Raw genomic sequence first — 26,471 nt, forward strand, 5'->3', positions numbered from 1 at the left:
CGCTCGCGAGGTGAGGGCGGAGTTCGATCGTGCCCACACGGCTCCAGATGCCGCTCGCTGGGCGCTCGACCCGACGGTTCGAACGGGCCGACCCGACAAGACCGTCCGAGGAGTGCCGACCGTCGCCGACTCTGGTCGACGTCATCACCCCTCGAAAGGAACCCGCTCATGAGCGCCTCGAAGAACCTCCCCGTCCCGCCGACCCCCCTTGAGCACGACGGTGCTCCTGTTCTGCGCCGGACGATCGTCGCCGGAGCCGCGTGGACGATCCCGGTCGTCGCCGGAGCCGCTGCCGCACCGCTCGCCGCGGCCTCCGATCCGCAGCCCGTCCAGACCGTCGACCTCGACATCACCTACGCGCAGATGGGCTCCATCGGCGGCACCGTCGCCTACGCCGGCCCGACCGGCGAGCCGGGCTGGGGGCAGAACAGCGGACTCACTCTCCACCTCCAGGTGACCAACAACGGACCAGGGACGGCGACGCAGTTCACCATCGACACCTACTTCGACCCGTCGAGCTACGCGAACGGCTCCGCCTCGAACAACAGGGTTCCCGGCGGCTTCACCATCGCCAGCGTCTTCCCCTCCGGCGGCTTCGCCGTCGTCCGCATGGTCTGGAACGGCTCACTGGCACCGGGGCAGAGCGTGGACACCTACCTCGACTGGTCGACGCCGGGCTGGATCGGCGGCGAGCGCCGGATCACCACGCTCGCCTCCTACCTGATCCAGGCCGAACCCGGCGATACGAACGGCGGGAACAACGCGCAGCAGTCGACGCCGTACTACTGGCTGAAGCAGCTGTAGTCCGGGTTCCCCCGCTCTCCTACCGCGCACGCAGGACCCGCGCCTACGCTCGGCCGCATGAGCACGCAGCGCACGCCGATGAAGGTCACGGTCACGGGAGCGGGGGGCGCCATCGGCTACGCCCTGCTGTTCCGCATCGCCTCGGGTCAGCTGCTCGGGCCTGACGTCCCCGTGCGGCTGAACCTCCTCGAGATCCCGGCGGGGCTGCGCGCCGCCGCCGGGACGGCCCTCGAGCTGCAGGACGGGGCCTTCCCGCTCCTGGACGGGATCGAGGTGACGGACGACGCCGCCGCGGCCTTCGACGGTGCGAACGTCGCGCTGCTGGTCGGCGCCCGCCCGCGCTCGGCGGGGATGGAGCGCGCCGACCTGCTCGCGGCGAACGCGGGGATCTTCGGGCCGCAGGGCGCCGCGCTGAATGCGCACGCCGCCGACGACATCCGGGTGCTGGTGGTCGGCAACCCGGCCAACACGAACGCCTGGATCGCCCGCGCGAGCGCCCCGGACATCCCGCACGGCCGCTTCACCGCGATGACCCGGCTCGACCACAACCGCGCCGTCGCGCAGCTGGCCGCGAAGCTGGATGCGCCGGTCGGCTCGGTCGCGGGCGTCGCGATCTGGGGCAACCACTCCGCTTCGCAGTACCCGGACGCCACGCACGCCAGCGTCGACGGGCGTCCGGTGACCGAGCTGGTCGACTCCGCGTGGCTGCACGACGAGTTCGAGCCGCGCGTCGCGAAGCGCGGCGCCGAGATCATCGAGGTGCGCGGCGCGTCCTCGGCGGCCTCAGCCGCATCCGCCGCGATCGACCACGTGCACGACTGGGTGACGGGGACCGACTGGACGTCGGCCGCCGTCGAGTCGGACGGGTCCTACGGAGTGGAGGAGGGGCTGATCTCGTCGTTCCCGGTCCGCTCGGTCGACGGCGAGTGGCGGATCGTCGAGGGGCTCGAGATCGACGAGTACTCGCGGCGCAAGATCGACGAGTCGGTGCTGGAGCTGCGGGCCGAGCGCGACGCGGCGCAGGCGTACCTGCGGCGCTGAGCCCGGGCGTCAGTGCCGCGGCGCCTTCTCGGGACGCGGGAGGGTGCCGTCGGCGCGGGCCGCCTCGTACCAGGCGCGCGCCTCCTCCTGCCGCGTCTGCTCGGCACCGGTCGCGATCGCCGCGCGCAGGTGCTCGGGGCCGTACCCGAACGCCGCGACGAGGGCGCCGGCGTGCGGGCGGAGGCGGGCCAGCAGACGGTCGATGTACGAGGTCACCGCGACGGCGCGCTGCGACGAGAGCCGGCCGTGCAGCAGGTACCAGTCGAGGTGCTCCTCGATCAGGCCGAGGCCGAACAGGTCGCGGAGCCACGTCAGGACGGTGCGGGTGCCCTCGTCCTCGATCCGGGACAGCGCGTCGGTGAACGCCTCCCACTGGAGCAGCTGGGCGTGCGCGCGAGCCGCCTCGATCAGCTGGTCCTGGTGCGCGTTGAACAGGCGGGCCGCCTCGTCGGCCGGGAGCTTCGACGCCGAGCGGAGCCGCGATGCGATGCCCGAGACCATGGTCTCGACGCGGCCGGTGAGCAGCTCGCGCTGGTCCTCGCGGAGCTGGCCGACGGAGCGGGCGGTGGATCCGCGGTCCGAGACGACCTGCGCGAGACGGCGGAGCCCCGAGGTGTCGACGGTCGCCTCCGCCACCTGCCCGACGGCGTAGCGCGCCAGCTCGGTGGGCTGGGCGTCCTTGAAGCGGCGCCCGACGTCGGTCAGCAGTCGCTTCGCGACGAGCTGCAGGAGCACCGTGTTGTCGCCCTCGAAGGTGACGTAGACGTCGAGGTCGGCGCGCAGCTGCGTGAGCCGGTTCTCGGCGAGGAAGCCCGCTCCTCCGCAGGCCTCGCGCGCCTCCTGGAGGGTGTCGAGGGCGTGCCAAGTGGAGAGCGCCTTGAGGCCGGCGGCGAGGGTCTCGAGGTCCTGGCGCGACTCGTCGGTGTCGTTCGCGCCCGAGAAGACGTCGTCGAACGCGCGCAGGAGCGTGTCGTGCGCGAATCCGGCCGCGTAGGTCGTGGCGAGGCGCGGGAGCAGCCGGCGCTGGTGGCGCTGGTAGTCGAGGAGCACCTCCTCGCGCTCCCCTCCCCCGGTGAACTGGCGGCGCTGGTCGCCGTAGGTCACGGCGATCGCCAGGGCGATGCGGGAGGCGGCGACGGCGGCTCCGTCGAGCGAGACTCGGCCCTGCACGAGGGTGCCGAGCATGGTGAAGAAGCGTCGGCCGGGGCTCGCGATGGGCGAGGAGTAGGTGCCGTCGGCGGTGACGGAACCGTAGCGGTTCAGCAGGTTCTCACGGGGCACGCGGACGTGGTCGAAGTGCAGGCGGCCGTTGTCGATGCCGTTCAGACCGCCTTTCAGGCCGTCGTCCTCTCCGCCGATCCCGGGGAGGAACGCGCCCGTCTCGTCGCGCAGGGGCACGAAGAACGCGTGGACGCCGTGGCCGACCCCGCGGGTGACGAGCTGGGCGAAGACGACGGCGGCGCGGCCGTCGATCGCGGCGTTGCCGAGGTAGTCCTTCCACGCCGCGCGGAAGGGGGTGTTGAGCACGAAGTCGCCGGTCTGCTCGTCGAAGGTCGCGCTGGTCGCGATCGAGGCGACGTCGGAGCCGTGACCCGTCTCGGTCATCGCGAACGCGCCCGGGATCTCGAGGTTCATGATGCCGGGCAGCCACTTCTCGTGGTGCTCGCGGGTGCCGAGGTGCAGGACGGCCGCGCCGAAGAGGCCCCACTGCACGCCGGACTTGATCTGCAGCGACGGGTCGGCGGTGACCAGCTCCTCGAAGCCGGCGATGTTGCCGCCGTGGTCGGCGCCTCCGCCGAGGTCGGCCGGGAACGCGCGCAGCACGCCCTTCTCGGCGGCGAGGAGACGCATCTGCCGCGTCACCCGCGCGCGGTGCTCGGCCATGGGGAGGCCGGCCTCGCCGTGGAGCTCGGGGCGAGCGGTCAGCGCGCGGGACGCGAGGCGCTGCTCCTTCCACTCGCCCAGCAGCAGCTCGCCGAGGGCGGCGACGTCGACGGAAGGCGTACCGTCCTCGTCGAGGCGGGCGTCGACCTCGGTTCCGAGCGCGTCGATCGGAGGAGTGGGCGCGATGGCCCCGGCGCGGGAGCGGCGCCGGCGGGACGTGCCGGTCGCGGCCTTCTCGGCGGCGTCCGCGGCGGAGCGGGGGCGGGGAGCAGTGGTGACCATGAGTGGAGGATCCCTTCGACCAGCCGCGTGCGACCGGAGCGGTGGGCCCGGTCGCTCCCCCGAAGCGTCGTGGATCAGGAGGCGGTCACTGCACGGTAGGTCGCTCTCGCGGAAGGCGGAAAGGTTCCGTCGCGGGCCGACAAACGGGGACGGGCGGAGGCGGCGGCGCGTTGTCGGAAGCGGCCAGGCGGGGCGTCGGCCGCGTGCTGCGGGCCCGTGAGTAGGCTCGCGGTATGAGTGAGCCGCCGCTTCCTCCGCCCCCGCCGCCGCGCCGCGAGCCGGAACGCCCTGCGCCCGCCGCGGTCGTCGATCAGCGCCCGGCGGGACCGGGCACGCCCTGGACTGCTGCGCGCGCCCGGCGGCCGGTGCGGGTCTGGGATCTCGTGCTCACGATCGTGCTGCTGGCGGGCGAGTTCGTGCTGACCGCGCTGCTGTCGTACTTCGGGCTGTTCCTCGCGATGGCGAGCGACGCCTGCATGGGCGGGAACGACTGCGACTCGGGGCTGATCGGCGGCGGAGTCCTCGTCGCCGCGGGCGGCGTGTGGATCGGGATGCTCGTGGCGCTGGTGGTGTCGATCGTGCTGCTGATCCAGCGGAGGATCACGTTCTGGGTGCCGATCGCGGGCACGGTGCTCTCGTTCGTCGCCACGATCGCCGGCGCGGGGATGGCGATGGCCGGGACGGGCACGTGAGCGGGCAGCCTCCGTCTCCGCCGGCTCCGGGTTCCCGGCGCCCGATTCGGGTGTGGGACCTCGTCCTCACGATCGTGCTGCTCCTGGCCGAGGTCTGCGTGACGCTGCTGCTGACCTACGTCGGCCTGTTCTCGGGCATGGCGAGCGACGGCTGCATGGGGCGCGACGACTGCGATTTCACCCTGCTCAACTGGGGCGTCCTGATCGCGGCGGGCGGGGTGTGGATCGGGATGCTCGCCGCGGTCGTCGCGTCGATCGTGCTGCTGCTGCGGCGGAGGATCGCGTTCTGGGCGCCGATCGCCGGGACGGTGCTGTCGTTCGCCGCCACCGTGATCGGCATCTGGATGGTGACGGTCGGCACGGACTGACCGGGGCTCAGTAGCTGTCCCAGCCCGGCTCCCAGTAGGGCTCGTCCGGCGGCACCCAGTCGTCCTCGGGCGGGGCGGAGGAGACGGGCGGGCCGGAGGCGCGCTCGGAGGAGCCGCCGCCGAAGGCGGGGCGTGCGCCCTTGGCCGCGGCGCCACCGGAGCGGGCGGCACCCGAGCGCGCGGGTCGTCGGGGAGCGGGCTCCTCCTGGTTCGCGTCGGGCTCGGCGATCTCGGGGGTCTCGCCGGCGACGACGGCGAGCACCGCGGCTCCGTAGGTCAGGAGCTTCTTCTGGCCGACGCCGCCGATGATGCTGAGCGCGTCGATCGTGGCGGGCTCGGCGGTCGCGATCTCGCGGAGGGTGGCGTCGTTGAAGACGATGTAGGCGGGAACCGACTGAGCGCGGGCCTGCGCGGCGCGCCACTCGCGGAGGCGCTCGAACAGCGGCTGCGCCTCGGTCGGCAGGTCGGACACGGTCGAGCGACCGGAGCGCGAGGACCCGCTCGAGCGGGCGGGCTTCTCGGGCTCCTGACGCAGCTCGACCTTGCGCTCGCCGCTGAGGACGGAGCCGGACGCCGGAGTGATGACGAGCGTGCCGAAGCCGTCGTCGTTCACCCCCAGCAGGCCCTGCGCGAGCAGCTGGCGCGCGACTCCGCGCCACTGGGTGTCGCTGAGGTCGGCGCCGATGCCCCAGGTCGACAGCGCGTCGTGACCGTGCTGGGTGGTGCGCGGGGTGGTCTTGCCGCGGAGGATGTCGATGACGTGGCCGGCGCCGAACTGCTGGTTGCGCTCGCGCTTGAGCCGGACGACGGTCGAGAGGAACTTCTGCGCGGCGACCGTGCCGTCCCACGAGGCGGGCGGCTCGAGGCAGGTGTCGCAGTTGCCGCAGGCCGTGCTCTCCTGGCCGAAGTATGCGAGCAGGTTCACGCGGCGGCACTGCACCGTCTCGGACAGCGCGAGCATCGCGTCGAGGTGCGCGGACATCCGGCGGCGGTGGGCGAGATCGCCCGGCGACTCGTCGATCATTCGGCGCTGCTGCACGACGTCCTGCAGGCCGTAGGCGAGCCACGCGGTGGACGGGAGGCCGTCGCGGCCGGCGCGACCCGTCTCCTGGTAGTAGCCCTCGACCGACTTGGGCAGGTCGATGTGCGCGACGAAGCGGACATCGGGCTTGTCGATGCCCATGCCGAACGCGATGGTGGCGCAGACGATGACTCCCTCCTCGCGGAGGAAGCGCGACTGCGCGGCGGCGCGGACGCGGGAGTCGAGACCGGCGTGGTACGCCACGGCGTCGAAGCCGGCGCCGCGCAGGGCCTCTGCCGTGGCCTCGACGCTCTTGCGCGACAGGGCGTAGACGATGCCGGCGTCGTCGGCGTGCTCACGGCGGAGGAAGTCGATCAGCTGCTTGCGGGGCTCGACCTTGTTGACGATCCGGTACTGGATGTTGGGCCGGTCGAAGCTCGAGACGAAGTGGCGGGCCTCGCCCATGTGCAGCCGCGTGGTGATCTCGCGGTGCGTCGCCTCGGTCGCCGTGGCGGTGAGCGCGATGCGCGGGACGTCGGGCCAGCGCTCGGCCAGCTCGCCGAGGGCGAGGTAGTCGGGCCGGAAGTCGTGGCCCCACTGGCTCACGCAGTGCGCCTCGTCGATGGCGAAGAGGGCGATGCGGCCGCGGGCGAGGAACTGCTTCATGCCCTCGTTGCCGAGGCGCTCGGGGGCGACGTAGAGCAGATCGAGCTCGCCGTCGAGGTACGCGCGCTCGACGCGGGCGCGCTCACCCGGGTCCTGGGTGGAGTTGAGGAACTCGGCGCGGACGCCGTTGGCGCGCAGGGCGTCGACCTGGTCCTGCATGAGGGCGATGAGGGGCGACACGACCACTCCGGTGCCCTCGCGGACGATCGACGGGATCTGGTAGCAGAGCGACTTGCCGCCGCCGGTGGGCATCAGGACGACGGCGTCGCCGCCTCCGATGACCTGCTCGACGATCTGCTCCTGCTCGCCGCGGAACGAGGAGTAGCCGAAGACCTTCTCGAGGATCGCCTGCGCGGGCGTCGGAGAACCGGGCTGCTCGGCGAGCGGGAGGGCGGTCGCGGTGGTCTCTGTCACCCGGGGAACTCTACCCGCCGCCTCCGACGGCGCTCCGGGTCCGACGGAGGCTGGGGAGAGCTCTCGGAAGGCGCGGCTGGGGAGGAGTCAGAGCTCAGTGACGGTCTTCGTGTCGCCGTCCCAGAAGCGCGCGCCCGCGAGGCCGACCGTGAACGGCTCGCCCAGCAGCGGGACGGCCTCGGCGAGCTGCTCGGCGCGGAGGCGGCGCGAGACGCTCACGTGCGGTGTCCACGACTCCGGGAGCGACGTGGGGACGCCTCCCGGGACCGCGGCGACCGTGCGTCGGTGCAGCGCGTCGAGGGCGGGCGAGCGGACGACGCCCCAGGCGATCACGAAGCGGCCCGCGTGCGGGAAGAGGAGGACGGCGCCGAGGTCGACGGCCGCGGGGAGCGGGCCGAGGGCGCCGGTGGCCGGGCAGGGCAGCTCGGGGCCGGCGACGAGCGTGATGTGGGGGCGGTTGCTGTCGGAGCGGTGCAGGGCGAGGCTCGGGACGCCGGCGGCCTCGAGCGCCTCCCACTGACCGCGGACGCGCGCCTCGAAATCGTGGTCGAGCAGGAGTTCGACGCTGCGCATGCGTCCATCCTGCCGCGGCGGGTTCGGGGCGGCGCGGGCTCGCCGTTCCGCAGAAGTTGCGGTAACGGCGCACGCTTCCCGCAACTTCTGGCGGATCGACGGGCCCGAGGTCGGACGACGATGTCGAGTCAGCAGAAGTTGTCGTACTCGAGCTCGAGTACGACGACTTCCGAGGAGTCGGCGGGGCGGGGCGGCGCGTCAGCCGACCGTCACCAGGGTGGCGAAGAGCTCCGGGGCGCGGCGGTCGACGAGGCGGCCGCCGAGGCGGATGCCGAGCACGGCGAGGAGGCCGCCGACGACGACGGCGAGCGCCAGCGACACGAGTCCGAGCGCGACGTCGTCGCCGACGAGCGCGATCGCTCCGACGACGATCGACGGGAGCGAGAGCAGCGCGGTCGCGCCCATGCTGGCGAGCATCACGACGCTCGAGATCATGCCGGAGCCGGGCGGCGTCTTGAGCGGGCTGTCGCCCGGCGCGGGCACGGGGTAGACGACCAGCGCGGAGGCGATGCTCGACACTCCGAAGCCGCTCAGCACGAGGGCGAGCGAGAGTCCCAGGATCGCAGGGATCGCCTCCGGTCGCCCCGCGTAGACGCACGTGCCGACGGCGACGATCACCACGGCGGGGACGCCCACGATCGCGGCGGCGATGACACGGCCGGCGCGGTCGGCCGCCCCCGTCACTCCGGCGCTGACGTGCGCGGCCCACGCGGTGCCGTCGTAGGAGACGTCGGCGCAGAGGGTTACGCCGAAGATCAGGCCGATGAAGACGGCCGAGAAGATCGCGATGGTGCTTCCTCCGCCGCCGATCGCGCCGTAGAAGACCGTGAGGACGACGATCGCCGGCACGACGAGCAGGCCGCGGCTGTAGCGCGGGTCGCGCCACCAGTAGCCGAGGGCGCGGGCGGCGATCGCGCCGGTCGGGGTGCCGGGGAAGCGGCCGAACAGGCCGATGCCGGCCGATCCGGAGGCGGTGCCGGACGCGGACGCGGCGGGCTCGCGCAGGGCGCGGCGCAGCGCGCGCGACCAGGCCCACACGACGACCGCGAGGGTGGCGACCCCGATCGCGAAGCGGGCGAGCGCGACGAGCCACTCCCCCGCGACGATCGAGCCGGGGACCGCCCAGATCGCGCCGAGCGGCGACCAGCCCAGGGCCGAGGCGACCACGGGCAGCACGTCGATGCCGTCGCGGACCACGTTCATCACTCCGATGAGCAGGGGCCCGAGCAGGATCATGACGACGAGCACCACGCCGCCGATCACCTCGCGGTAGCGGCGGCTCGAGCCGAGGCCCGTGGTGAGGGCGCCGATCAGGCGCGACGCCACGACGCAGGTGGCGACTCCGATCGCGGCGCAGACGAGCGCGGGCAGGACGCCGATCGGAGCGCTCCACCAGGCGGCCGCGGTCGCGAGGGCGCCCAGGGTGGTGACGATGCCGGGGATGCCGGCGAGACCCGCCGCGGCGAGGCCCAGCATCAGGGTCTTCAGCGGGATCGGGAAGGTGGCGAGCGTCGAGAGGTCGAGGCTCTGATCCGAGCCCGACACGAAGATCGGGCCCAGCACCCAGCCCAGCAGCAGCACGGAGCCGCCGAGCACGATCGCGGCGTTCACGAGCGCGGGATCGGTGCCGCCGAGCGCGACGAGGCCGACGACGACCAGGCCGAGGACGAAGACCGCGTACAGGCCGCCGAAGATCACCCCGATCAGCTGCCACACGTTGCGCGTGAGCGCGTTGCGCAGCAGGAGCAGGCGCAGCCTCAGGAGATGCGCAACCATGCCGGTCCCTCCTGGTGGGTGCGGCCGCCGACGAGCTCGACGAAGCGCTCCTCGAGGCTCGAGCCCGCGCGCACCTCGGCGAGCGTGCCCGCCGCGAGGACGCGGCCGTCGGCGATGACGGCGACGCGGTCGCACATCCGCTCGACCAGGTCCATCGAGTGGCTCGAGACGATGACCGTGCCTCCGGAGGCGACGAAGCCGGTGAGGATGTCGCGGATGTTGGCCGCCGACACCGGGTCGACCGACTCGAACGGCTCGTCGAGCACCAGGAGTCGCGGGGCGCGCACGAGCGCGCAGGCGAGCGCGATCTTCTTGGTCATGCCTGCGGAGTAGTCGACGACGAGGGTGCGATCGGCCGGATCCAGGCCGAGCAGCTCGAGCAGGTCGTCGGCGCGCTGCAGGACCGTGGGGCGGTCGATGCCGCAGAGCAGGCCGTAGTAGGTGATGAGCTGGAGTCCGGTGAGGCGGTCGAACAGCTTCACTCCGTCGGCCAGCACGCCGATCAGGCGCTTGGCCTCGAGCGTCCGCGTCCAGACGTCGACCTCGTGGATCGTGACCACGCCCTCGTCGGGACGGAGCAGCGCGGTCGCCATCGAGAGCGTCGTCGTCTTGCCCGCGCCGTTCGGGCCGACCAGGCCGAAGAAGGAGCCGGCGGGCACGTCGAGGTCGATGCCCTTGACCGCCTCCTTGTCGCCGAAGCGCTTGCGGAGGCCGCGAATCCGCAGGGCGATCTCGCCGGAGCGGCCCGACGCGTCCGGAGCGGCCCAGGAGGGGGCGGCGGCGGGCCCGTCGGTCGCGTCGTCGCCGGGAGTGATCCCGTTCGTCCCGTCCATGAGAGTCCCTTCGGTGCGAACCGCGGGCCGCGGTGGGCGGCCGCTCGTTCCACGGTAGCCACGCCACTCGGCCCGAGGCATCCGCCGCCGGAGGGATCCAGCACCGGAGGCATCCGGCACCGGAGGGATCCAGCACCGGAGGGATTCGCCGCGCCTACGCTGACTCCATGCCCACCCTCCTCCTCGTCCGGCACGGGCGCACCACCGCGAACACCGCCGGGATCCTGGCCGGCCGCACCGCCGGGGTCCGGCTCGACGACGTCGGACGCGCGCAGGCCGTCCGCACCGGCGAGCGCCTCGCTGCGGTGCCGCTCGCGGCCCTCGTGACGAGCCCGCTCGAGCGCTGCCGGCAGACCTCGCGCGCGATCCTCGACCGCCAGGAGGCGCCTCCGGAGCCCGTCGTCGAGAAGGGCGTCACCGAGGCCGACTACGGGCAGTGGTCGGGTCGGCACCTGCGCGACCTGGCGAAGGAGCCGCTGTGGGCGACGGTGCAGAACCAGCCCTCGGCGGTCGTGTTCCCGGGCGGGGAGGGGCTCGCGGCGATGCAGGCGCGCGCGGTCGCGGCGATCCGGAGGCACGATGCGGCGGTCGCGGAGCGGCACGGACCGGGTGCGGTCTGGGCGGCGGTCAGCCACGGCGACACGATCAAGGCGATCCTGGCCGACGCGCTCGGCATGCACCTCGACCTCTTCCAGCGGCTGTCGGTCGGACCGGCGTCGGTGTCGATCATCCGCTACGGCGCGGGACGGCCCGAGGTCGTCGCGATGAACACGGAGGCGGGGGACCTCGGCTGGCTGCGGGCGGCGGCGGCCCCCGCGGCCGACGCGCCGGTGGGCGGCGGGGCGGGTCACGAGTAGGCCGGGACCTCGGATCCCGATCAGCCAAGGCGCGGGAAGCGGCTCCTAGACTGGGGACATGCCTCTCGTCCACGCGTTCGACTGGCCCGACCGGATCGTCGTCGGCACCGTCGGCTCGCCCGGTTCGCGCTCCTTCTACCTCCAGGCCCGCACCGGGCCCCGCGTGGTGAGCGTCGGGCTCGAGAAGCAGCAGTCGGCGCTCCTGGCCGAGAAGATCGACGAGATCCTCGACCAGCTGATGGCCGCCGAGGGCAACCCGGCGAGCGTCCCGGTCGGCACCCCAGCCGAGCTCGTCGACAACGAGCCGCTCGACCAGCCGGTGGAGCCGGAGTTCCGGGTCGGCGGGCTCAGCCTCGGCTGGGATCCGACAACCGCGCAGATCGTGATCGAGGCGTTCCCGCTGACCGAGGCCGACGAGTCGGCCGAGGAGGCGGAGCCCGAGGAGATGGTCGTGCTGCGGATCCCCGTCGGCACGGCGCGCGCCTTCGCCAAGCGCACCCTCGAGGTCGTGGGCGCCGGGCGTCCGCTGTGCCCGCGCTGCGGCGATCCGATGGACCCCGACGGGCACGACTGCCCGCTCGCATGAGCGACGGCGCGGAGCCGACCGACGGCGGCGAGCTCATGAGCGGCGCGCTCGAGCTCACCGGGCGGATCACCACGGCCTCCAACGCCACGTTCCTCGCGCGGATCGGCGACACGTCGGTGGTCTACAAGCCCGTGTCCGGCGAGAAGCCGCTCTGGGACTTCCCCGACGGCGACCTCGCGGGCCGGGAGGCGGCCGCGTACCTCGCCTCCGAGGCGCTGGGCTGGAACGTGGTGCCGCGCACGTGGCTCCGCGACGGGCCGCTCGGCCCCGGCATGGTGCAGCTCTGGCAGGACATCGACCCCGAGCAGGACGCGGTGGACCTGGTGCCGTCGAAGGAGGTCGCCGAGGGCTGGCGGCACGTGCTCGACGGCAGCGACGAGGAGGACCGCGACGTCTCGCTCGTGCACGAGGACTCGGCGGCGCTGCGGCGGATGGCGGTCTTCGACGTGGTCGTCAACAACGCCGACCGCAAGGGCGGGCACGTGCTCGCCATGCCCGACGGGCACCGCTACGGCGTCGACCACGGCCTGACGTTCCACGTCGAGCACAAGCTGCGCACAGTGCTGTGGGGCTGGATCGGCGAGCCGCTGACGGCCGACGAGATCGATGCGCTGGGACGCCTCCGGAGCGCGGTGGACGGGCCGCTCGGCGCGGCGCTGTCGGAGCTGCTGCTGGACGAGGAGATCGAGGTGCTGGGGCGGCGCTGCGACCGGCTGCGCTCCTCCGGCCGGTTCCCGGCGCCGCGGGGCGGGATGCCCGCGGTGCCGTGGCCGCTGTTCTGAGGCGGACTGCGACGCTCGCCTAGAAGGCCCAGCCGCGGCCGAACATCTCGTCGCCCGTCGCGCGCCCGCCGTCGGAGCGGTCGCGCGAGCCGAGGTACGAGCTGACGACCGCCGCGCCGAGGTCGTCGGCCTCCGGGTTCACGACGATGCCGCCGGCCCGCCGCGCGAGCGAGTCGAGGAACCGCGCGAGCCCGGGGTCGTCGCCGAGGCGGAAGAACGTGGTGTGCGCGCCGAGCCGCACGGAGGCGTCGAGCTCGCGCACCGAGACGGCGATGGTCATCGCGTCGGGCGGGTAGTCGAAGAAGACGTCGCCGGCGGGCTCGAGGTGCGCGGTCGGCTCGCCGTCGGTGACGATCAGCAGCACCGGCTGCGCGTTCGGGTGCTTGCGGAAGTGCCGGTTGGCGAGCAGCAGCGCGTGGTGCAGGTTCGTGCCCTTCTCCCACTCCGCGTCGAGGCCGACGAGCTGCTCGATGCCCATGACCTCGGCCTGGCGTCCGAACGCGATCATCTGGAGCTCGTCGCCGCGGAACCGGCTCGTGATGAGCGTGTGCAGGGCGAGAGCGGTGCGCTTCATCGGCACCCAGCGGCCGTCCATCGCCATCGAGAAGGAGGTGTCGACGAGCAGGGCGACGCAGGCCTGCGTGCGCGCCTCCGTCTCCTGCACCTCGACGTCGCCGATCTCGATGCGCACGCCGGACGCTGTCGAGCGGCCCTCGCCGGCGGTGCGGGTGAGGGCGTTGGTGATCGTGCGCGGGAGGTCCCAGGCCTCGGTGTCGCCGAACTCCCAGGCGCGCGTCGCTCCGGAGCGCTCGCCCGCGGCACCCGCCCGGCGCACGTCGCGCGCGCCCTGGCGGCCCGACATCGTGTCGGCGATGTCGCGCAGCAGGGACTTGCCCAGCTGCCGCATGGCCTTGGGGCTGAGGGCGAGCGAGCCGTCGGAGCCGCGGCGCAGGGTGCCGGAGTCGCGCAGCGCCCGCTCCAGCTGCTTCAGCGTCTGCGCGTCGACCGCCGCGTCGTCGCCGAGGCGCCGGGCGAGCAGGTCGAGGTCGAGGTCGTCGAGCTGCGAGCCGTTCTGCGACTGCGCGAGCTGGTCGGCCAGCGCGTCGAGGTCGGCGAGCTCCTGGAACACCCCGGTGCCGTCGCCGAGGCCGAGTCCCTCCTCGCCGTCCATCCGCTCGGAACCGCCCCAGTCCTCGCCGGGGCGCAGGCCCCGCAGGGTCTCGTCGAGCTTCCCGAGCGACTGCATCAGCTCGGGGGTGCCGAAGGCCTGCTGCGCGAGGGCGTCGAGCTCGTCGCGCTGCTCCTGGGTCAGGGAGTTGCGCATCCGCTGCGCCGCGGCCGCTCGGGCGGCGAGGGCGTCGATCAGCTCGTCGACGGTGCGGGGGTTCTCGGGGAAGTACTCGCCGTGCTGCGCCAGGAACGCGTCGAACTGCTCCGGAGTGTCCTCGCCGCGGGCGTGCGCGTCGAGCAGGTCGTTGAGGTCGCGGAGCATGGCGTCGATCGCCGCGCGGTCCTCATCGCTCGCGTTCTGGAGGGCCTGCTTCATGCCGGCGAAGCGCTGCTCGAGCATCTCGGCGCCGAGGAGCTGCTTGATCCGCTCGAAGTCGGCCTGCGCCTCGGGGCTCCGCCAGGAGTAGTCGCCGAGCTCGGAGACGGCCGCGGCGGCGGACGGCGGCAGGCTGTCGAGCTGGATCTCGGCGAGCGCGCGGTCGCCGTCGTCCATCTGCGTGTCGCGGGCGAGCTGCTTGCGCTCGGCGAGGACCGCCTTGTCGAGCAGCTCCCGGACCTCGCGGAGCGTGCCGTCGAGGTTGTGCTTCTGCGCGAGGTCGCGCCGGCGCTCGGCGACGCGCTGCCCCAGGTCGTCGAGACCGAAGGTGTCGCGGCCGCCGCGCCGGAGGAACTCGCGGAGGGCGCGCTCGGGCGAGGTGCCGGCCATGACGTCCTGGCCGATCGCCTCGAGAGCCTCGGCGAGGTCGACGGGCGGGGCCAGCGGATCCGGGCCGCCGCGGTACTCGGAGTAGCGCGCGTCGCGGTGCAGGCGGCGGTTGGTCCGGCGCGCCGGCTCAGCCATACACGGCCTCGCCGCCGCCGGTCTCCTTGCTCAGGCGGCGCGAGAGGTACAGGCCCTCGAGGGCGAGCTCGACCGCTCCGGCCCGCTGCCCCTCGTTCGTCGCGCCCAGGCGCTCGGCCAGATCCTCGTAGACGGTGGCCTCGCCCAGCAGCGGGAGGCCGGCGAGGAACTCGCGCGCGGTCACCTGCTCGCCGGTCGTGATCATGGCGCCGTCCTCGACGGCGGTGACGAGCGGGCCGAGGTCGATGCCGCGCAGGTGCGCGCGCACCGTCTCGGCGGTGGCCTGGCGCAGCAGGTGCTCGAGGATCTCCTCCTCGCGCCCCTCCTCCCCCGACTCGAACTCGATCTTGCCGCCGAGCACGTCGACCGCGGTCTCGAGGTCGATGGGACGGGCGACGGCCTCGGCCTCGCCCCGCCGGGTGGCGCGGTGCAGCGCGGCCGCGGCGATCGTCTCGGCGCCGGCGATGGCGAAGCGGGCGCTCACTCCGCTGCGCTGGTCGACGGAGCTCGACTCGCGCAGGGCCCGGGTGAAGCGGGCGAGGATCTCGATGAGCGCGTCGGGCACGGTCGCGACGAGGTCCGCCTCCTGCCGGATCACGGCGATCTCGTCGTCGAGCTCGGTCGGGTAGTGCGTGCGGATCTCGGCGCCGAAGCGGTCCTTCAGCGGAGTGATGATGCGGCCGCGGTTCGTGTAGTCCTCGGGGTTCGCGCTGGCGACGACGAGCACGTCGAGCGGGAGGCGGAGGACGTAGCCGCGGATCTGGATGTCGCGCTCCTCCATCACGTTGAGCATCGCGACCTGGATGCGCTCGGCGAGGTCGGGCAGCTCGTTGATCGCGACGATGCCGCGGTGGCTGCGCGGGATGAGGCCGAAGTGGATGGTCTCGGGGTCGCCCAGGCTGCGGCCCTCGGCCACCTTCATCGGGTCCACGTCGCCGATGAGGTCGGCGACGCTGGTGTCGGGAGTGGCGAGCTTCTCGACGTAGCGCTCCTCGCGCGAGCGCCAGGCGACGGGCAGGTCGTCGCCGAGCTCCTCGGCGCGGCGGATGCTGACCGTGGTGATCGGCTCGTAGGGGTGCTCGCCGAGCTCGGAGCCGGCGATGACCGGCGACCACTCGTCGAGGAGGCCGTTGAGGGTGCGCAGGAGCCGGGTCTTGCCCTGGCCGCGCTCGCCCAGCAGCACGATGTCGTGGCCGGCGATCACCGCGCGCTCGACCTGCGGGATCACGGTGTCGGCGAATCCGTGCAGCCCCGGCCACGGGTCGCGGCCCTGGCGCAGGGCGTCGAGCAGGTTGTCGCGGATCTCGGTGCGGAGGCTCTTCTGCACGTGCCCGGAGGCGCGGAGCTGGCCGAGGGTCTGGATCGTCGGGCGCATCACCTCGGCAACGCTACGCCCGGGCGGTGGCGCGTGGCGGAGGTGTGCGGAAGTCGGCCGGGCCGGGATCGTGGTCCGCGGCTCGCGCCCCTCGTCCGGGGCTCTTGCCGAGCGGGGCGCGCCGGAGTAAGTTCCTTGATGATCAAACTAGATCGCGCGCGACGGGTCACCCGACCTCGTCCGCGTCCCACCCTCCCAGCGCATCCGAAGCGCCGGCGAGGGCGCACGAACTCCCCCTCAACCGGCCTCCCTGGATTTCGGCCGGACCGCCCCCACACCCCGAGAAGAGGCGCAGCCGTGCCCGAAAACGCTGCCACCGAGACCCTGACCATCCTCCGCGACCTGCTCGGAGCGCTCGAGACGCCCGGCGCCCTGAACCCCGGGTTCGCGGCGCACCTCGGTGCGCAGGTGCGCGCCGCACTCGGCGACGAGCACGCCCTGCTGGTCTCCCGGGCCGCCTGAGCGCGGCGGGCGTCACACCCGCCCGGTGAAGGCGGTGCGACGGCCGATGACCGTCAGGAGCAGGGCGAGCACTCCGAGCGCCGCCATCAGCACCGGCAGCACCAGCGCGTCGAACGCGCCCAGGAGCACCGCTCCGAGGATCCCCGCGGCGAAGATCGCGAGGTTGAACGCGACCGGCAGGAACGCGTTCGCGACGTCGGAGTCGGCTCCGCCCGCCTTCGTCAGCGCGGCCTGCAGCTGAGCGGACGCACCGCCGAACCCGACGCCCCAGAGCACGGCGCCCGCGACGATCACGGTGCCCGAGTCCCCGGCGAGCAGCAGGAGCACGGCGGCGAGCACGAACACGGCGACGCTGCCATGCAGCAGCGGGCGCGACCAGCGGTCGATCAGGAGCGCCGTGAGCGCGACTCCGGCGACCGAGGCGATGCCGTAGACGAGCAGCGTCAGGTCGGCGCCGAGGCCCGAGCCGGTCTCGCGCAGGTACGGCGCGATGTAGGTGTAGATCGTGTTGTGGGCGAGCATCCAGACGGCGATGACCGCGAGGACGATCACGATGCCCGGCTTCGCGACGATGCGGGCGAGCGGCAGGCGCGAGGACGCCTCCTGACCCGGCGCGTCGGGGACGACCAGGACGATCAGCACGAGCACCAGTACCGCCGCGAGCGAGAGGCCGCCGAACGACCAGCGCCAATCGAAAGCGGTGCCCAGCCACGCGCCGAGCGGGGTGCCGAGGGCGAAGCCGAGCGGGGCGCCGGTCGAGACGACGGCGAGGGAGAGTCCGCCGCGGCTCTCGGGGCTGATCCGGCGGCCGTAGGCGGCGAGCATGCCCCAGATCACGCCGGTGAAGGCGCCGGCGACGAAGCGCGAGACGAGCGAGAGGGTCACGTCGCTCGAGAGCGCGGTGACGGTGTTGGCGAGCACGAGACCGGCGATCGCGGCGAGGATCAGCGGCTTCCTCCGGAACCCGCGGGTCAGGCTGATCGCCGGCACCGTGACGATGACGGTGCCGAGAGCCCACACGCTGACGAACTGGCCGACGACGCCCTCGCTCGTGCCCATGCCGTCGGCGATCACCGGGAGCAGTCCCGCGGGCATCGTCTCGGCCGCGACGAGGACGAAGCCCATCGCGGCGAGGATCATCAGGGCGGCCCACGGCATGCGCTCGGCGGGCGCGCGGGGCACTGTGGCGGTCGGGGCGGTGGCGGTCATCTCGGGGTCCTCACTCGGCGGTCGCGCGGGCGCGCTCGACGACGCCCTCGGTCGCGGCCCAGCTGGCGAGCAGGCGCAGCCCCTCGTCGGAGGGGCTGCCGGGGACGGCGGGGTAGACGGTGATCGAGTGCCCGGGATCCTGGTCGAGCTCGATGGCCTGGAAGGTCAGCTCGAGGAGCCCGACGACCGGGTGCCGGAACTGCTTGCGGCCGGCGTAATGGCGCCGCACGTCGTGCGCGGCCCAGCGGGTCCGGAACTCCTCGCTCCGCATCGACAGCTCGCCCACGAGCTCGGCGAGCTGCCTGTCGTGCGGGCTGCGGCCGGCGTCGCGCCGCAGGATCGCGACGTTCACGTTCGCCGCGCGCTCCCAGTCGGGGTAGAAATCCTGCGCGCGGGGGTCGAGGAAGATGAAGCGCGAGTGGTTCGCGGGGCACTGCGGCCCCCGGTACATCTCGGAGTAGAGGGCGAAACCGAGCGCATTGGCGGCCAGCATGTCCATCCGGTTGTTCGTGATGAAGGCGGGAGCGCCGGTGATCGCGTCGAGGAGGTACTGCAGCTCGGGGCGGACGGTCGCGGCGACCGCGGCCGGGCGCACGCGGCGGGCGGTCGGAGCGGCGGCGCGGGCGAGGTCGTACAGGTGGTCGCGCTCGGCGGAGTCGAGGGCCAGCGCCCGCGAGATCGCGTCGAGGACGCTGTCGGAGACGCCCTCGAGGTTCCCGCGCTCGAGGCGGGTGTAGTAGTCGACGCTCACCCCGGCGAGGCGCGCGACCTCCTCGCGACGGAGCCCGGGCACCCGGCGCCGACCGCCGATCGGCTCCACGGCGGCCTGCTCCGGGCTGATGCGCCCTCGGCGGGAGGCGAGGAACTCGCGGATCTCGGCTCGGTTGTCCATGCTTCGAACGCTACGGGGGTGCCGGGCGGCGGTGGGAGTGTCTGCTGGACCCCGTCTCGGGGGAGCCCTGGCACGGCTGCGGACGCGCGTCTTCACTGGGAGCGTCCCCCTCCGACCGCCGCGCGGATCGGAGGACCACGGAGGAAGAGGAGCACCATGCGCGCCACCCTGATGTACGGATCCGGCGACGTCCGCGTCGTCGAGGTCCCCGACCCCGAGATCCTGGAGCCGACCGACGCGATCCTGCGCGTCACGTACGCGTGCGTCTGCGGATCCGATCTGCACCCGTACCACGACCTCGAGGACACCCCCGAGGGACGGCGGATGGGCCACGAGGCCATCGGGGTCGTCGAGCGGATCGGCTCCGCCGTCGCCTGCCTCAAGGTGGGCGACACGGTGATCATCCCCTTCGCCTGGTCCGACGGCACGTGCGCGTACTGCCGCGACGGCCTCACCACCTCCTGCGTGCACGGCGGCTTCTTCGACGGCGCCGCGTCGGCCACGCAGGCCGAGAAGCTGCGCGTCCCGTTCGCCGACGGCACGGCCGTGGTGATCCCCGAGGGGACGGACGAGGCTCTCATGCCCTCGCTGCTGACCCTCTCGGACGTCTACCTGACCGGCCACCACGCCGCGGTGCGCGGGGGCGTCGGCCCGGGGACGATCGTCACGGTCATCGGGGACGGCGCGGTCGGGCTCTCAGCCGTCCTCGCGTCGAAGCAGCTGGGCGCCGAGACGATCATCCTGATGGGCCGCCACACCGACCGCACCGACCTGGGCCGGTCGTTCGGAGCGACGCACGTCGTCGCCGAGCGAGGCGAGGAGGGCGTCGCGAAGGTGCTGGAGATCACCGGGGGCGAGGGGTCGCACGTGGTCCTCGAGGCCGTGGGACACCTGCCTGCCTACGAGCAGGCGTACGGCGTCCTCCGCCCCGGTGGCGTCCTCTCGCGCGTGGGCGTGCCGCAGTACGAGGAGGCTCCGATCGGATTCGCGTCGCTGTTCGGCAAGAACGCGACGCTCACCGGAGGACCGGCGACGGTGCGGGCGTACCTCGAGGCCGCGATCCCGCAGGTGCTCGACGGCACGATCGACCCCGGGCGGGTGTTCGACCGCGAGCTGCCGCTGTCCGAGATCGCCGAGGCCTACCGGCTGATGGACTCGCGCGAGGCGCTCAAGGTGCTCATCCGCCCCTGACCCGGGCGGGCGCTCGTCGGAACGGGGGCGGCTCCCCGAACCGGGGGCCCTTCCGGTCGACAGCGGGGCTTCGGGGCTCGACGAGGGCGGGTGGTCGGGTCGTGACGCGGCGGCCGGTGGGAGTGGTCCAGTCCGCTCGGCCGTCGGGCTGGAGCACGTACGTCCAGCGATCGCCGTGGCGCACGTGGTGGTGGCTCACGCAGAGCGAGGCGAGGTTGTCGAGCGCCGTCTCGCCTCCGTTGCGCCACTCGAGGGCGTGGTCGGCGTCGGCGGTCGCCGCGGAGCGGGTGCAGCCGGGGAACCGGCAGGTCCGGTCGCGCAGCTGGAGCGCGAGCCTCATCCGCGGCGGGGGCACTCGATGGGTGCGGCCCACCGAGACGACCGCGCCGGACTCCGGATCGGTCAGGACGCGAGTCAGGAGCGCCGACTCGACCATCAGCCCTCGCGCGAGCTCGGCGGGGACGAGGCCGTAGCCGTCGAGCTCCGCCGGGGCCTCGTCGCACCCGGCCGCCGTGCTCGCGGCGAGGGTCAGGCGCACCTCCGCGCGCACTCCCGGAACGAAGGTCGGAGCGACGCCGTCTGCGCCGGGGCCGGGGCCCGCACCGCTGACCTCGCCGTCGCACAGCAGGTCGGCGCACGCGTCCGCGCGGAGCTGCGCGAGGGTCCGCTCGTCGCCCACGCGGGTGCCCGCCTCGTCGGCAGCACCGCCGGGAGCACCGCCGGCAGCACCGCCGGCAGCACCGCCGCGGAGGGAGCGGGCGATGCGGTCGAGGCGGTGGTAGGCACCGAGTGCCACGGTCGCGGGCAGCAGCGCGCAGAGGGTCGCCATGCCGTCGATCTCCGGGCTGACCCAGACGGAGCGGTCCTCGCGGGCGCGGGCGTGCCGCTGGGCGAGCGGCTGCTCGTGCAGCTCGTCCCGCAGCCGGGCCACCACCCTCCGCAGCTGCGTCGGCGTCGAGGAGAGCGCCGACTCGGCCGCGCGCTCGTCGAACTCGGCTCGGGAGCCGGCGGGCAGTGTGCTCGCCACCGCGCAGATCACCTCGCCCGACTCCCAGAGGATCCGGGCCTCCGCCAGCGCGGCGCGGGTGCGCGGGAGGTCCTCGACGAGCAGCTGAGCCTGCTCGAGCAGGCGGGAGGCCGCCCGCTCCGAGACTTGGAGCGCGACCGCGATCTCGGCCCGGACGGACCGCTCGACGAGATCGCTCGCCTCACTCCGGGACAGACGGTCGCCGCGGGCGTACGACTCCGGAACCGCGAGCGCCGCTCGATGCGCCGCGTGCAGCGCCACCGCCCTGGCGAGGAGGACCGGCGCTGTCGACCGCGCGAGGCGCGCTGCGAGATCGGAGAGGGCCCGGACCGGGTCGGACCCGACCGGCGCGCCCTCGTCTGGTTCTGTCATACGCGTATTCCACCAGACACCTCCGACAATCCCTCACCTCCGCCGTGCGGAAAGGACAGTCGGGGCGCCGTCGGCACCTGGGGAGGACGTTCGCCTCCCCGCGGGCGCCGGCCGTACAGTGGGGACATGCATGCGACGCTGCGATTTCTCCGCCCTCGACCGGTCACCGGTCGTGCAGGGCTGAGCGCGCGCGCGTAGATCAGTCCGCGCGCCGGGTCGGTCGAGGGGTCTCCCCCTTCACTCCGACTCGAAATGGACTGTCATGCCCTCCTCCCTCTCCGCCGATGACCTCGGCTCTTCGCTCGCTCTCCGGGACCTGAGCGATCCCGCGCAGGGCGAGCACGCCCTGCAACTCCTCCTCGCCGCCGTCACGGAGGCGCTCGCCGAGACGTGGGGCGTGCCCGCCACGACGGTGCGCGCGAGTCCCCTGGTCGCCGTGGAGGACAACTACGACCGCCTCGGCTTCGACGCGTCCGCGGTCACCCGCGACCAGCGGTACTCGCGGTACGTCAGCGAGACCGTGATGCTCCGCACCCACACGTCCGCGATGATCCCGCCGCTCCTCCGGGCTCTCGCCCGCGAGGAGACCGGTGATCACGACCGCCTCCACGTGCTGCCCGGTCTCGTCTACCGCCGCGACTCCATCGACCGCACGCACGTCGGCGAACCGCACCAGGTCGACCTGTGGCGCGTGACGAACACGGCGCGGATGACGACGGCTGACCTCGAGGGCATGCTCGAAGCCGTCGTGGACGCGGTGCTTCCCGGCGCACGATGGCGAGCGGTTCCCGCCGAGCATCCGTACACGACCGACGGCCGTCAGCTCGACGTGCAGGTCGGCGGCGACTGGCTCGAACTGGCCGAATGCGGGCTGATCGATCCCGGACTCCTCCTGCGATCGGGGCTCGACCCGGCCGTCTGGTCGGGTCTCGCTCTCGGGATGGGTCTGGACCGCGCGCTCATGCTGAGGAAGCGGATCGACGACATCCGGCTGCTGCGCGCGAGCGATCCGCGCATCCTCGAGCAGATGGCCGACCTCGAGCCCTGGCGTGCGGTCTCGTCCCTGCCCGCGGTGCGTCGGGACCTCTCGGTCGTCGTGGAGCGCGATGACGACGAGGAGACCCTCGGTGATCGGATCCGCGCCGCTCTCGGAATCGACGCCGCCGCGATCGAGAGCGTGAGCGTCCTCGCCATGACGGCCGGTGAGCTCCTGCCCGACCGCGCTCGAGAGCGGCTCGGGATCCGAGAGGGGCAGGTCAACGCGCTCGTCCGCATCGTCCTCCGGCCGCTGGACCGGACGCTCACGGACGACGAGGCGAACATCCTGCGGAACAGGGCCTACCTGGCCGTCCACCGCGGGCCGAACCTCGAGCTGATCTGATCCGTGCTGATCCGATCCGAGCTGATCTGATCCGTGCCGGGCGAGCTCAGCTCTGAGCAGCGACCAGTTCGCGGAGGGCCTGCACGACGAGGGCGTGGTCGTCGAGGGAGGCGAGGCCCGAGACGGTGGCCGCGGCCACCACTCCGACGCCGCGCACGCGGATCGGGACCGACCCGCCGGTGACGGCGTACTCCGGACCGAGCCAGCCACGGGCCGACGGGTCGGCGCCCGCCGCGGTGAAGCGGGCGTCGGCGAGGGCGCTGCTGGTCTCGAGACGGAGGACGACGGCCGACTTGCGGGCGATCCACGACTCCTGATCGGGAGTGCTGCCGGGCAGGGCGGCGCGGAAGAGGAGGAGCCCGGGGCGGCGGATGTCGACGGCGACCGCCGCTCCGGCCTCCCGGGCGAGTTCGGCGATGCGGGAGCCGAGCCGCCACGCCGTGTCGTGGTCGAAGGAGTCGAGCACGAGATCGCGCTCCTGCTGCTCGAGCTCGGCGATGAGGGCGGTCAGGCCCTCGGTGCTGCCCTCGGCGGTGCTGCTGTCGGTCACGGTGTCCTCCTGCGCGTCGTCCCCGGTGAAGCCGACCACCTCGCCGCCCCTCGGCGGTCGCGGCGCGCCGGAGGAGGCGTCACCGCCCCTCGTACTCGTCGTCGGTGATGTGCTCGGCCCAGACCGTGCTCGCAGCCGGATCGTCCGCGCTCTCGAACAGGGCGAGGTGCTCCATGAAGACGCCGGGAGCGCTCGCGTGCCAGTGCTCCTCGCCGGGCGGGGTGTAGAGGGTCTGCCCGGCGTGGAGCTCGAGGATCGTGCCGTCGCGAGCACCGAAGCGCGCGACTCCCTGCGTCACGTGCAGGTACTGGCCGCGGGCATGCGAGTGCCAGGCCGTGCGGGCGCCGGGGGCGAAGCGGACGCGGCCGAGGGTGGCGCGCTGGTCGGGATCGTGCGGCACGGCGAGGAGGTCGAGCCAGACGTCGCCGACGAACTGCTCGGGCGGGTTCTTGACGGTGGGTGCGGCGGGTTCGATGTTCACGAGGTCCTCTCGGCAGTGGCGCGGTCAGCGCGGTGATCGGAGCGGGAGCAGGCGCACGGTCGCCGAGACCGGGCCCTCCCCGAGCATGGGCGCCAGGTAGGGACTGCCCGCGTACTTCTCGCGGTAGGCGGCGTCGACGGCGTCGCGCCTCGCGGGGTCGGCCTGCTCGAAGGCGACCTCGTGCTCGGCGCCGGCCGCCCGGATGCGCCCGGCACCCTGCTCGACAGCGGCTCGGTACCAGCGCGAGCGCTGCCCGTTCCAGGCGCGGACGAGGAGATCGTCGCCGACCACGACCGACCAGATCCAGGTGGGGGTGCCGTACGTCGCTCCGTCGGCGCGGAAGGGCGAGACGTGGAGATCGTCGGAGGCGGCGATCGCCGCGAGGGTCGTCGGGTTCCAGGTCATTCGGAGCTCCTCGGTGTCGGGGGCGGGACGAGGCGCGGCGCAGCGAGGTCGCGACCGGCAGGTGGCGCCTCCTGCTGCCTCGTCGCCCACCAGGACGCGAGCAGCGTCAGCGCGTCGGCGCTCGGCGAGCCGGGCTCGGCGCTGTAGATCAGGAAGTTCAGGCCCGGGTCGCCCATCGGCTCGAACGCCTCGTAGCTGAGGTGCAGGTCGCCGACGACCGGGTGGTGGAAGAACTTCGCACCGCTTGCGTGGTGGCGGACGTCGTGGGCGCCCCAGCGTCGACGGAACTCGTCGCTCCTGGTCGAGAGCTCGCCGACGAGGGCCTGCAGGCCGGCGTCGTCGGGCGTGCGGCCGGCCTCGGTGCGCAGGATGCCGACGCTGATGTCGGCGGCCGTCGCCCAGTCGGGGTGGAAGCGCTCGGAGAGATCGCGGCGGAGGAAGGTGTAGCGGGCGAGGTTCACCGGGCGCTCGGGATGCTCGCGGGCGCCGTACTCGTCGGCGTAGAGCGCGCGGAACAGCTCGTTCTCGGCGAGGACGTCGAGGCGGCCGTTGCGGACGAAGGCCGGCGCGGTGGTGATCGACTCGACCGCGAGGCGGAGGGAGGGTCGGACTCCGACCGCGCGCCTCGGGCGCCGGCGCGCCGGCGTGCCTCCGGACGCGCGGGCCAGATCGAACAGGTGGGCGCGCTCGGCGTCGTCGAGCCGGAGTGCCGCGGCGAGCGCCTCGAGCACCGACTCGGAGGCTCCGCGGAGGTCGCCGCGCTCGAGGCGCGAGTAGTACTCGATGCTCACGCCCGCCAGCTGGGCGACCTCGCTGCGGCGCAGGCCCGGGACGCGGCGGACGCCTCCGGAGGGCAGCCCGACGCGGTCGGGCGACAGGCGGGCGCGGCGGGAGACGAGGAAGTCCTTCACCTCGGGATCGTGGGGCATGGGTTCACGCTACGTCGCGCCTCCGCTCGGCGGGATGCCCTGCGGGAACACCTCTGGACAGAACCTCTCGCCCACCCCCTGGGGAGGAGTTGTCTGGATTCGCGCGCCCCGTCCCCGCGCCGCGAGAGGATCGCTCCATGCCCGTCACCACGACCCCCGCAGCCCCGTGAGCACCGTCGATCGCCCCGCCGGCATGACCCGCGGGCTCACCCTGCTCTTCGCGATCGCCGGAGGCGCCGCGGTCGGCAACCTCTACTGGGCGCAACCGCTGCTCGGGGTGATCGGTGCGACCTTCGACGTCTCCCCCGGCTCCGCGGGACTGCTGGTGACGGTGACGCAGGTCGGCTACGCGATCGGGGTGTTCCTCCTGGTGCCGCTGGGCGACACCCTCGACCGGCGACGGCTGATCCCGGCGCTGATGGTGCTGGCGGCCGTGTTCCTGGCGACGACCGCGCTCGCGCCGGCGTTCCCGGTGCTGCTCGCGACGCTCGCCCTGATCGGCGTGACGACCGTGGCGGGGCAGCTGCTCACTCCGCTCGCCGGCGACCTCGCCACCGACGAGCAACGGGGGCGCGTGCTCGGCACGGTCGCCTCCGGACTGCTGCTCGGATTGCTGATCTCGCGCGCGATCAGCGGGATCCTGGCCGATCTGCTCGGCTGGCGCTCGGTGTTCGGCCTCGCCGCCGCGCTCGTCCTGGTGCTCGCGATCGTGATGGCGCGCCGTCTCCCGCGCCTGCCTCCGCGCGCCAAGGTGCGGTACGGGACGCTGCTCGCCTCGGTGCTGCGCACGGTCGCGGGCAGTCGGGCCGTGCGCGTGACGGTGCTGATCGGAGCGTCGGCCATGTGCGCGTTCACGCTGTTCTGGACGGGTCTGACCTTCCTCCTGGGCGCCGAGCCCTTCTCGTACTCGGCCACCGCGATCGGACTCGTGAGCCTCGTCGGCATCGCCGGCGCGATCTCGGCGCAGCGGGTCGGGCGTCTCTACGACCGCGGACTGTCGCTGCCGGCGATCGGAGCGGGGCTCGTCGTGGCGTTGATCGGCGTCGTGATCGCGGGCCTCGGAGCGACGTCGATCGTGGTCGTGCTGATCGCGGTGGCGGTGTTCTCGATCGGGCTGCAGGGGGTGCAGGTGCTCGCGCAGACGCGCATGCTCTCGATCGATCCGTCAGCGCGGAGCCGGCTCAACACGGTGTACATCGTGGGCAACTTCACGGGAGGGGCGATCGGATCGGCGCTCGCGGGCCTGCTGTGGCAGGCGGGCGGCTGGACGGCGCTGATGCTGGTCGCCGCGACGGTGCTGGGCTTCGGGCTGACGGTGTGGGCGGTGCAGCGGACGCGGGCCCTGGCGGGGTGAGGGGTGCCGGCGGGCGGACCCACCGGCTCCGCGCGCGGACGAGTGGACCCGGAACGGGGCCCGGACAGGCGGCACACCCCGCTCCGCGCCCAGTCTTCGACGCGGACACTCGCGAGAGGACTCGGAACGGGCTCTGAGTAAGCCGCGCGGCCCGGTCCGCGCCCACTCGTCGACGCGGATGTCCGCGAGTGGA

At 73.4% G+C, this 26,471-nt stretch carries 25 protein-coding genes; 11 read left to right on the forward strand and 14 right to left on the reverse strand.

Annotation, left to right across the window (positions count from 1 at the left end):
• Window positions 1-168 precede the first annotated feature (168 nt).
• Window positions 169-804 (forward strand): DUF11 domain-containing protein, encoded by a 636-nt coding sequence (locus C1I63_RS02240; protein WP_107573604.1) that lies wholly within the window; start codon window positions 169-171, stop codon window positions 802-804.
• Window positions 805-861: 57 nt separating this feature from the next.
• Window positions 862-1,845 (forward strand): malate dehydrogenase, encoded by a 984-nt coding sequence (locus tag C1I63_RS02245; protein ID WP_244906954.1) that lies wholly within the window; start codon window positions 862-864, stop codon window positions 1,843-1,845.
• A 9-nt stretch (window positions 1,846-1,854) separates the two neighbouring features.
• On the opposite strand, the gene C1I63_RS02250 is transcribed toward C1I63_RS02245, so the two are convergent.
• Entirely contained in the window at window positions 1,855-4,011 is a 2,157-nt protein-coding gene (locus tag C1I63_RS02250) for an acyl-CoA dehydrogenase family protein (RefSeq protein ID WP_107573605.1), read from the reverse strand.
• Between the two features lie 233 nt (window positions 4,012-4,244).
• Here C1I63_RS02250 and C1I63_RS02255 point away from each other — a divergent pair, with 233 nt between their 5' ends.
• The gene (locus tag C1I63_RS02255; RefSeq protein ID WP_146168345.1) at window positions 4,245-4,703 is read left to right on the forward strand and encodes a DUF6264 family protein; all 459 of its coding nucleotides are present in this window, start codon (window positions 4,245-4,247) and stop codon (window positions 4,701-4,703) included.
• A 50-nt stretch (window positions 4,704-4,753) separates the two neighbouring features.
• Complete coding sequence (locus C1I63_RS02260; RefSeq protein WP_107573607.1) at window positions 4,754-5,071, forward strand: hypothetical protein; 318 nt, start codon at window positions 4,754-4,756, stop codon at window positions 5,069-5,071.
• Between the two features lie 7 nt (window positions 5,072-5,078).
• On the opposite strand, the gene recQ is transcribed toward C1I63_RS02260, so the two are convergent.
• From recQ to C1I63_RS02280, 4 genes are all read right to left on the reverse strand, one after another.
• Window positions 5,079-7,172, reverse strand: coding sequence for a DNA helicase RecQ (recQ, locus tag C1I63_RS02265; protein ID WP_107573608.1), 2,094 nt, complete (start codon window positions 7,170-7,172; stop codon window positions 5,079-5,081).
• Window positions 7,173-7,259: 87 nt separating this feature from the next.
• Window positions 7,260-7,745, reverse strand: a complete 486-nt coding sequence (locus tag C1I63_RS02270) for a 2'-5' RNA ligase family protein (RefSeq protein ID WP_107573609.1) — start codon at window positions 7,743-7,745, stop codon at window positions 7,260-7,262.
• Between the two features lie 198 nt (window positions 7,746-7,943).
• The gene (locus tag C1I63_RS02275; RefSeq protein WP_107573610.1) at window positions 7,944-9,521 is read right to left on the reverse strand and encodes a transporter; all 1,578 of its coding nucleotides are present in this window, start codon (window positions 9,519-9,521) and stop codon (window positions 7,944-7,946) included.
• Complete coding sequence (locus C1I63_RS02280; RefSeq protein ID WP_082481142.1) at window positions 9,503-10,354, reverse strand: ABC transporter ATP-binding protein; 852 nt, start codon at window positions 10,352-10,354, stop codon at window positions 9,503-9,505. The genes C1I63_RS02275 and C1I63_RS02280 overlap by 19 nt, the downstream gene beginning before the upstream one ends.
• Before the next feature lie 167 nt (window positions 10,355-10,521).
• Here C1I63_RS02280 and C1I63_RS02285 point away from each other — a divergent pair, with 167 nt between their 5' ends.
• From C1I63_RS02285 to C1I63_RS02295, 3 genes are read left to right on the forward strand one after another with little or no spacing between them, the layout of a single operon-like run.
• Window positions 10,522-11,211 (forward strand): MSMEG_4193 family putative phosphomutase, encoded by a 690-nt coding sequence (locus C1I63_RS02285; protein ID WP_107573611.1) that lies wholly within the window; start codon window positions 10,522-10,524, stop codon window positions 11,209-11,211.
• A 58-nt stretch (window positions 11,212-11,269) separates the two neighbouring features.
• A complete protein-coding gene (locus C1I63_RS02290; protein WP_107573612.1) occupies window positions 11,270-11,797 on the forward strand; it encodes a DUF3090 domain-containing protein in 528 nt (175 codons plus the stop codon).
• The gene (locus C1I63_RS02295) at window positions 11,794-12,579 is read left to right on the forward strand and encodes an SCO1664 family protein (RefSeq protein WP_107573613.1); all 786 of its coding nucleotides are present in this window, start codon (window positions 11,794-11,796) and stop codon (window positions 12,577-12,579) included. The genes C1I63_RS02290 and C1I63_RS02295 overlap by 4 nt, the downstream gene beginning before the upstream one ends.
• Before the next feature lie 19 nt (window positions 12,580-12,598).
• Here the strand turns inward: C1I63_RS02295 and C1I63_RS02300 are convergent, their stop codons facing one another.
• Together C1I63_RS02300 and C1I63_RS02305 are read right to left on the reverse strand one after the other, a co-directional pair.
• Complete coding sequence (locus C1I63_RS02300) at window positions 12,599-14,650, reverse strand: vWA domain-containing protein (RefSeq protein ID WP_107573614.1); 2,052 nt, start codon at window positions 14,648-14,650, stop codon at window positions 12,599-12,601.
• Window positions 14,643-16,025 carry a magnesium chelatase ATPase subunit I gene (locus tag C1I63_RS02305; protein ID WP_107573615.1) on the reverse strand — a complete coding sequence of 461 codons (1,383 nt, stop codon included), beginning with the start codon at window positions 16,023-16,025 and terminating at the stop codon, window positions 14,643-14,645. Before C1I63_RS02305 ends, C1I63_RS02300 begins: the two co-directional genes overlap by 8 nt.
• Window positions 16,026-16,322: 297 nt before the next feature.
• Between C1I63_RS02305 and C1I63_RS19625 the strand changes: the two genes are divergently transcribed.
• Window positions 16,323-16,487: a hypothetical protein gene (locus C1I63_RS19625; protein WP_157602582.1), complete on the forward strand. Its 165-nt coding sequence runs from the start codon at window positions 16,323-16,325 to the stop codon at window positions 16,485-16,487.
• Between the two features lie 12 nt (window positions 16,488-16,499).
• Here the strand turns inward: C1I63_RS19625 and C1I63_RS02310 are convergent, their stop codons facing one another.
• Together C1I63_RS02310 and C1I63_RS02315 are read right to left on the reverse strand one after the other, a co-directional pair.
• On the reverse strand, window positions 16,500-17,696 hold the full coding sequence (locus tag C1I63_RS02310; protein ID WP_170116294.1) for an MFS transporter: 1,197 nt from the start codon (window positions 17,694-17,696) through the stop codon (window positions 16,500-16,502).
• Window positions 17,697-17,706: 10 nt separating this feature from the next.
• Entirely contained in the window at window positions 17,707-18,588 is an 882-nt protein-coding gene (locus tag C1I63_RS02315; protein WP_107573616.1) for a helix-turn-helix transcriptional regulator, read from the reverse strand.
• Between the two features lie 156 nt (window positions 18,589-18,744).
• Between C1I63_RS02315 and C1I63_RS02320 the strand changes: the two genes are divergently transcribed.
• Window positions 18,745-19,779 (forward strand): zinc-binding dehydrogenase, encoded by a 1,035-nt coding sequence (locus C1I63_RS02320; protein ID WP_107573617.1) that lies wholly within the window; start codon window positions 18,745-18,747, stop codon window positions 19,777-19,779.
• Here the strand turns inward: C1I63_RS02320 and C1I63_RS02325 are convergent.
• Window positions 19,766-21,178: an HNH endonuclease signature motif containing protein gene (locus C1I63_RS02325; RefSeq protein WP_107573618.1), complete on the reverse strand. Its 1,413-nt coding sequence runs from the start codon at window positions 21,176-21,178 to the stop codon at window positions 19,766-19,768. The two genes, C1I63_RS02320 and C1I63_RS02325, sit on opposite strands and share 14 nt — an antisense overlap.
• A gap of 262 nt (window positions 21,179-21,440) precedes the next feature.
• Here C1I63_RS02325 and srmL point away from each other — a divergent pair, with 262 nt between their 5' ends.
• Window positions 21,441-22,559 carry a PheS-related mystery ligase SrmL gene (srmL, locus tag C1I63_RS02330; RefSeq protein WP_107573619.1) on the forward strand — a complete coding sequence of 373 codons (1,119 nt, stop codon included), beginning with the start codon at window positions 21,441-21,443 and terminating at the stop codon, window positions 22,557-22,559.
• A gap of 46 nt (window positions 22,560-22,605) precedes the next feature.
• Here srmL and C1I63_RS02335 read toward each other — a convergent pair whose 3' ends face one another.
• The 4 genes from C1I63_RS02335 to C1I63_RS02350 all read right to left on the reverse strand — a co-directional run bounded on the left by C1I63_RS02335 (window position 22,606) and on the right by C1I63_RS02350 (window position 24,924).
• Window positions 22,606-23,109, reverse strand: a complete 504-nt coding sequence (locus C1I63_RS02335) for a heme-degrading domain-containing protein (RefSeq protein ID WP_244906955.1) — start codon at window positions 23,107-23,109, stop codon at window positions 22,606-22,608.
• A gap of 79 nt (window positions 23,110-23,188) precedes the next feature.
• The gene (locus C1I63_RS02340; protein WP_055789735.1) at window positions 23,189-23,590 is read right to left on the reverse strand and encodes a cupin domain-containing protein; all 402 of its coding nucleotides are present in this window, start codon (window positions 23,588-23,590) and stop codon (window positions 23,189-23,191) included.
• A gap of 24 nt (window positions 23,591-23,614) precedes the next feature.
• Window positions 23,615-23,995, reverse strand: a complete 381-nt coding sequence (locus C1I63_RS02345) for a DUF2255 family protein (protein WP_107573620.1) — start codon at window positions 23,993-23,995, stop codon at window positions 23,615-23,617.
• Window positions 23,992-24,924 carry a helix-turn-helix domain-containing protein gene (locus C1I63_RS02350; RefSeq protein ID WP_107573621.1) on the reverse strand — a complete coding sequence of 311 codons (933 nt, stop codon included), beginning with the start codon at window positions 24,922-24,924 and terminating at the stop codon, window positions 23,992-23,994. Before C1I63_RS02350 ends, C1I63_RS02345 begins: the two co-directional genes overlap by 4 nt.
• Before the next feature lie 166 nt (window positions 24,925-25,090).
• Here C1I63_RS02350 and C1I63_RS02355 point away from each other — a divergent pair, with 166 nt between their 5' ends.
• Window positions 25,091-26,278, forward strand: a complete 1,188-nt coding sequence (locus tag C1I63_RS02355) for an MFS transporter (protein ID WP_230673157.1) — start codon at window positions 25,091-25,093, stop codon at window positions 26,276-26,278.
• The last annotated feature ends 193 nt before the right edge of the window (window positions 26,279-26,471 follow it).

The sequence above is a fragment of the Rathayibacter caricis DSM 15933 genome (assembly GCF_003044275.1).
Taxonomy (GTDB): Bacteria; Actinomycetota; Actinomycetes; order Actinomycetales; family Microbacteriaceae; genus Rathayibacter; species Rathayibacter caricis.